General features: G+C 49.8%; 1 pseudogene. It reads left to right on the top strand.

Annotated features, from left to right (window positions below):
- Positions 1 to 636 precede the first annotated feature (636 nt).
- A pseudogene (gene adhE, locus RT018_RS05445) lies at positions 637 to 2,758 on the top strand (bifunctional acetaldehyde-CoA/alcohol dehydrogenase); the annotation flags it as partial.

A 2,758-nucleotide genomic window follows, 5' to 3' on the forward strand; every position in this document is an offset into this window, starting at 1 on the left:
ATCGGGACATTTTGAGCCAAAATTAATTTTAAAACCAAAACAACCGATATATTTGCCCCAAAATTTATTGCTGGCATTATCTTTTCAAAACAAAGTAATTATTTTTCAGAAGTAAATTTTGAATTAGTATATAAATTTTGAGTTAGATTTATTTCTGGTTTATAGATATTATAACCATACTACTTGGTCTAAAGGCTTGAAAATTTGAATAAAAAAACCGAGCAGCTATCCTGCGTCAGATTGCCGGACCCCTACCGTGGAGTTATGAAGGAACGCTCCGGCAGAGTGGATTTGCTTCCGCAACCTCATTGGACAGGTCTTACGGATTTTACAGCAGCGATTGCCACAGCATCAGCTCCGGATCATGAGAAGCGCCGTATTCCGTGATGCGCTGTGGTATGGGAGAAGATATAGAAACCAGTCACTCCAACGTGTGATAAGTCATGAAAAAGGGTGTCTTACGGAACTCGTCGGTTTCACGACTGCGCACTTTTTGGGTTAGAAAGAAAGGAGACGATGTAATCCAAATTACAGAAATCACAGCAAAACCAATTGCAAATTGAAAAGGGAGGCATATTTATGGCAAACGCATTATTGATTAATTCGGTAGAATCATTCGAACAGGCTCTTCCTATCATTCGCGCTTCTCAGGAAGAGTATGCTACCTTTACACAGGAGCAGGTAGATACGATTTGTGAAAAAGCCGCCATGGCGGTGTCCAAAATGCGGATTCCACTTGCGAAAATGGCCTGCGAAGAAACCGGCTACGGTATTGTTGTGGACAAGGTAACAAAGAATCAGTATGCTTCCGAGCATATGTGGAATTATATGCGTCACGCTAAAACCTGCGGCATTATTGAAGAAAACCGTGCCTTTGGCACCAAGCGGGTGGCCTCTCCCAAGGGTGTAATTGCCGCTGTTACGCCCACCACCAATCCCACCTCTACCACCATTTTTAAAATGCTGGTTGCCCTGAAAACCAGAAACGCCATCATCCTCTCCCCGCACCCCCATGCTGTGAAGTGCTCCATCGCCGCCGCAAGAATTATTCGGGACGCCGCAATTATGGCTGGACTTCCGGAGCATGTAATCAGCTGGATCGAGACGCCCTCTCTGGAAATCTCGGATATATTGATGAAAAAGGTTGACCTGATCATGGCCACCGGCGGCGCCGGCATGGTTCATGCAGCCTATTCTTCCGGCACACCCGCCATCGGCGTGGGCCCCGGCAACTGTAACGTCGTGATCGACGAGACAGCGGATCTCCGTATGGCAGTCGAATCCATTATTCACTCCAAGACATTCGATAATGGAATGATCTGCGCCACAGAGCAGCATATCACGGTGATGAGCAGCGTTTATGACGAGGTGAAGGCTTTCCTGAAAGATGCCCGCTGCTATTTCCTGAATGATGAAGAGGCCGCCAAGGTGGCCAAAGTCTTCTACAATCCTAAAAATCACGGTGTAAATCCTCCAGCTGTTGGCCAGACCGCCGTTCGTCTTGCCGAGATGGCCGGAATTCAGGTGCCTTATGATTCCAAGGTTCTGATTTATGAGACAAACGACACCTCTCACGAAAACCCCTGGGCCAACGAAAAGCTGACCACTTTGCTGGGTATGTTTAAGGCGGATACGCTGGATGAGGCGTTTGATATCTGTGAAAAGCTGGTTTACGAGGGTGGCGCAGGCCATTCTGCCGCGCTGTACATAGACCCCACGGAAGAGGATAAGATTGATCGCTTTGCCGAAAAAATGAAGGCAGGACGTATCCTTATCAATACACCCACGGCCTTCGGCGGTATCGGCGATCTGTACAACTTCGATATTGCGCCGTCCCTGACGTTAGGGCCTGGCTCTGTGGGTCACTCCGCGTACATGGGCAACACCAACTTTGAACAGTTGCTGGACGTCAAGGTTGTTGCCATTCGCAAGGAAAATCTGCTGTGGCTGCAGCTTCCAAAAAAAGTCTACCATAAAACCGGCTGCACGCCTGTGGCCCTGCGGGAAATGAAGCACGTTTACGATTTTAAGCGCGCCTTTATCATTACCGATGCCAACCTCTATCAGATGGGCGCCTGTGACGACATCCTCAATCAACTGCATGGTCTGGGAATTGAAACTGCTGAGTTCTTTGATATTCAGGTGGACCCGCAAATTCAGGACGCCATGAGGGGTCTACCCAAGATGCACGAGTTCGAGCCTGATGTCATCATCGCTGTGGGCGGCGGCTCCGCAATCGACACCGCCAAGATTATGTGGATCATGTATGAGAATCCCGAAGAGGCGTTCCTCGACATGGCCACCACGTTCATTGATATCCGCAAGAGAGTTCGTTTCTTCCCGCAGATGGGCAAGAAGGCCAAGTTGGTCTGCATCCCCACCACAGCCGGTACCGGTTCTGAGTGCACACCGTTCACCATTATTTCTGATGCCAACACCGGCATGAAGTGGCCGCTGATTGGCTATGAGATGATGCCCGAAATGGCCATCATCGATGCAGAAAATATGATGAAGCTGCCCCCCAGAGCGACGCAAGCCTCCGGCTACGACGTGCTGACGCACGCTGTGGAAGCCTATGTTTCCATCTTTGCCACCGAGTATACGGACGGCTTCTGCCGGGATGCCACCAGAATGGTATTCGATTATCTGCCGCGGGCCTATCATTCCGCGTTTAAGGGCGCGAAGGCCGATCCCGTCGCCCGCGAGAAAATGGCCGACGCCTCTTGTCTGGCAGGCATTGGCTTCGCCAACGCATTCC

The organism is Oscillibacter sp. (assembly GCF_032060045.1).
In the GTDB taxonomy this organism is placed as follows: domain Bacteria; phylum Bacillota; class Clostridia; order Oscillospirales; family Oscillospiraceae; genus Oscillibacter.